Below are 3,605 nucleotides of genomic sequence, written 5' to 3' on the forward strand. Positions count from 1 at the left end.
TTGTGCAATATTTCCACCATTGCTCCTTTGAGGAATTGGGTAAACACTACCCTATTGCTGTACTCATGCAGTAGGATCAACTTGATTCTATTGCTCTTTGAGCAATTGGTGCAAGTTGCACCTATTCCTCATCACAACCGATCAAATGGTCAAGTTGACCCTTTGATTTTCTGTCACTCAGAGGTTTTCTTTTCTCCTGTTTTGTTTCCCTTATCTGGTGCCTCAAAGGTTATTTCTGTGATGTAGCCGCTTTGCTTTTCATAGCGATGGGTCACGGTAGCAGCTTTCCATGGACCATTGATTTCGCCTCGAAACCCTTGCAGGAGAAGCGGTTGACCCGCCATGATTTCAGGGTATCCCGCAAGAGTTAAGGAGCCACTGCCTACAGCACGGCATAAGCGATCCGACTCGGAAGCAGCCGCCGCTTGTGCTTCTTCTTGACTTGGATAACAACTGCGCAGACGGCGAATGGGGCCAGTAAACCCTGTTTGATGCTTGACTTGGCATTGTTGCCCTTTTGCGCGATCAAAATAAGAAGCTTCAATGATGCCGTATTGCGTACGCGGCTCTAGGGTGAATTCCCAATGGGAACACTCATGTTGATGAATGGTCTGGAGGGGGAGATTGTCCCCGCTTAAAAATAAAAACTTATGGTCTTTGATTAAAAAACGCGCCCGCATGCGATCCGCAAGCCTAGTTAAAAAATCAACGGCCGATTGATCGGTGCGCACCACATAAGGCAAGGTTTGTTTGGTAAATTGTGGACTGACCTTTGCTTGATAACCATGGCGTTTGGCAAGGGCCTCAACAATCTCAGCAATGGTTTTGTGGTCAAAATGTTCACTCGCCTGTTCTTTGATCTCCGCACACATCGAGGCACTTTTGCCACAAAGGCGCAAAATCTCTCCATCACTGCCCCCACAACTGATCACCGTCTCCACAACAAAACGCCCCATAAAGGCACGAATGCTGTCCTGATAGCCAAAGGTGACATGGAGCGCACTGTTACTGGAGGGAATCTCTAAATCATTGCCGCTATCATCAAATTCCGCCTCGAATGTATCGGCTTCATTACCCGCATTGTCTGTGATGGTTGCCGTTAAAAGACGTTGGTAAAAAACTTCATGAACAGGTTTTTCTCCCACCTTAACCACAATAAAAGGGTGTGTGCGCATTAATCCCATAACCGTTTCACCACGCGGTTCTTTTCTTGGGGGATAAATTCAGGCAGAATGACCGTTAAGCCTCGCGGTAAAATTGGACCATATTTGGCAATCTCTGGATTGGCTTCCAATGTGGCTTCACAATAGCCATTTAATAATCCAACTTGAGAACGGTCCCCTAACACAGCCATGGCATGTTGAAAGCAGAGGAGATCGAGACTCATATCCTCCAGCTCTACAACAACACGCTTTTCTGGTATCTTCATAAAGTTTGCCCCACCTGATATTGTCCTTGCGGTTTTCCGCCATTAAAAAAGGGTAAGAGACTGATGGAATAGCGGATACGCTGGGATTGACCGGAGCGACTGATAAAGTCGTGGTCTTTCGTGATACTGGTGATCACCACGGGTCCATGGAGAAGGACACTATAGGTGGTATCATTGATCCAACGAAGCATCTGGACCGGCTTTGCTCTCTTGATCGTTGTGGTGATGGCATCAATGGCTACACGATCACCAAATTCTTCTGGAAACCAAACGCCATGAATGGTTTTGGGATCATTGCCATAGCCAGTAAATTGCAAACTAGGCGACTTGCCAAAACGCTCTAAGCAAACCCATGAGGCAGAGAATTCCTCTTCAAAAGATTGGAAATTAAGCCAGTCCACATAAAATTGATGTGGACCTAACATCATCAAAGGATCTTGCATGCTCCCTCCCATTATTCTATTCCCTCATGCAATGCATTAGCGCGTGCCCGTTGAATGGTGTGAGTAACCGTTCGACCATTAGCAACAGGATCACGAGCGCCATTGACATGCACCGTGACATTTTGAGTGCGATACATAAGTTTGTGTGTCCCTCCCCTCATTGCCTTCCTGCCATTATTCGGTCCCTCCATGCAGCGCATTGGCGCGTGCGCGTTGAATGGCGTGACTAACCGCACGACCAGTGGCAATGGGATCACGCGCGCCATTGACATGCACCGTGACATTTTGATGGTGCGTGATGGGGACGCGTTCTTTGTCTTTTGCTTCTGTGAGAGGCACATTGGCACGACCAGCCACCGCAAATTGTACAAGGGGCTGAGGCGTTTTGCCTCCTAAAAAACTTGGCAAATAATCTCTTACATCAATCGACCCAATCCACCCCTTTATGCGGTGAGGTAAAGATTTACAAAAATCTGTCAATTGTGAGATGGACGACATAAAACCATTAACAATCCAATTCGCTAAATCTTCCCCGGCTTGTTCCATACCAGCCTTGGCACTATCCGTGAGCTTTTCTTGAGAAAAAAAACGCTTCAACCATTGCCAAAAGTTGGAAAGGCTTTGTTTAATCCCCTCCCACAAGCTTTCACAAATTTGAGCAACAGAGGCAAGACCTTGTTTAAACTTTTGCCAATTTTGAGAGAAATCAAAAGCAGCAGCAATGATATTCTTCCAACGGGTGATGGTGCTGGTATCAGCCCCAAAAAAACGCATGACGGCTTCAAAGGCTTGGCCAAAAGCCCGTGTTATCCCCCGTGCAAAGCCCTTTATAAAAGAAGAAACACGGTCCCAATATTTCCACAAAGCAAAACCAGCAGCCAATATGATAGCCACAACAGCAGCAATCACAGCCCCTACCGGAGTAAAAAGCCCCCCCACAACAGAGGACAGGCTTGCCCCAACCACTTCGATCACGGTTCCTATCAAACCAAAGCTCCTCGCAAAAGCCGCCCCTGAGACAGCAATCCCCCGCAAAGCACCCACCAACAAGGTCATGGGGCGCAAAAGTTTGAGGAAACGTGCCCCAAACCCTGCGGTGAGCAAGCCCAGTGAGCGCCCTGAAGCCAAGAGCCCGCGCCAACTTGCCTTCAGCATGCGGCTAATAGATCCAAGCTTGATAAAAGAGGCAATCAATTGCAGGATCCCAAGGCGGGTTCCCGCCATGGTAAAACGTACAACCCGTAAAGCGATGTTAAAAGCCATCAGGGCGGCAATGGTTTTGATGATCACACCGGTCAAAACAGGGTGTTCATTAGCCCATGCCATCAGAACGTTTAAAAAACCACCAACAGTTTCCATTAAACTGTTCACATGGGGCAACAAAACCTCACCAATGGTAACCCCTAAAGCCACAATGCGGTTTTGCAACAGTTCAAATTGCCGCATGGCACCGGTTGCTTGTTTATCTGCCTCTTGCTCTACAGAGCCTTTAAAGACTTTTGGGTCTTTCACATAATCTAATGCTTGCCCTAGCAATTCGGGATTGCCAACCAATTTGGCAAAATCACCGGTAAAGTCGCGCCCCGCAATGGCAATCAGCGAACGCATTCCCTGTTCGGATTTGCCCAACACATCAAAAAAGCGCACCAAGGTACCGGTGGCATCTTTCTCCAAATCTTCCATAAATTTTTGGCGAGAGAGACCAATATTGGTAAAAGCATCTTCAATATGTT

At 47.4% G+C, this 3,605-nt stretch carries 5 protein-coding genes; all 5 read right to left on the bottom strand.

Annotated elements, in window-relative coordinates; all coding sequences use genetic code 11:
- Positions 1 to 173 precede the first annotated feature (173 nt).
- Positions 174 to 1,184 (bottom strand): phage late control D family protein, encoded by a 1,011-nt coding sequence (locus ACFINC_RS09025; protein WP_375616990.1) that lies wholly within the window; start codon positions 1,182 to 1,184, stop codon positions 174 to 176.
- Positions 1,175 to 1,429, bottom strand: a complete 255-nt coding sequence (locus tag ACFINC_RS09030; RefSeq protein ID WP_120101381.1) for a tail protein X — start codon at positions 1,427 to 1,429, stop codon at positions 1,175 to 1,177. Before ACFINC_RS09030 ends, ACFINC_RS09025 begins: the two co-directional genes overlap by 10 nt.
- The gene (locus ACFINC_RS09035) at positions 1,426 to 1,872 is read right to left on the bottom strand and encodes a phage tail protein (RefSeq protein ID WP_120102364.1); all 447 of its coding nucleotides are present in this window, start codon (positions 1,870 to 1,872) and stop codon (positions 1,426 to 1,428) included. The genes ACFINC_RS09030 and ACFINC_RS09035 overlap by 4 nt, the downstream gene beginning before the upstream one ends.
- 11 nt (positions 1,873 to 1,883) lie before the next feature.
- Positions 1,884 to 2,009 (bottom strand): hypothetical protein, encoded by a 126-nt coding sequence (locus tag ACFINC_RS09040; protein ID WP_375616991.1) that lies wholly within the window; start codon positions 2,007 to 2,009, stop codon positions 1,884 to 1,886.
- A 37-nt stretch (positions 2,010 to 2,046) separates the two neighbouring features.
- A partial coding sequence (locus ACFINC_RS09045; RefSeq protein WP_375616992.1) for a phage tail tape measure protein occupies positions 2,047 to 3,605 on the bottom strand: 1,559 nt, incomplete at its 5' end.

Source organism: Bartonella sp. AP58NXGY (assembly GCF_042195785.1).
Classification (GTDB): Bacteria; Pseudomonadota; Alphaproteobacteria; order Rhizobiales; family Rhizobiaceae; genus Bartonella.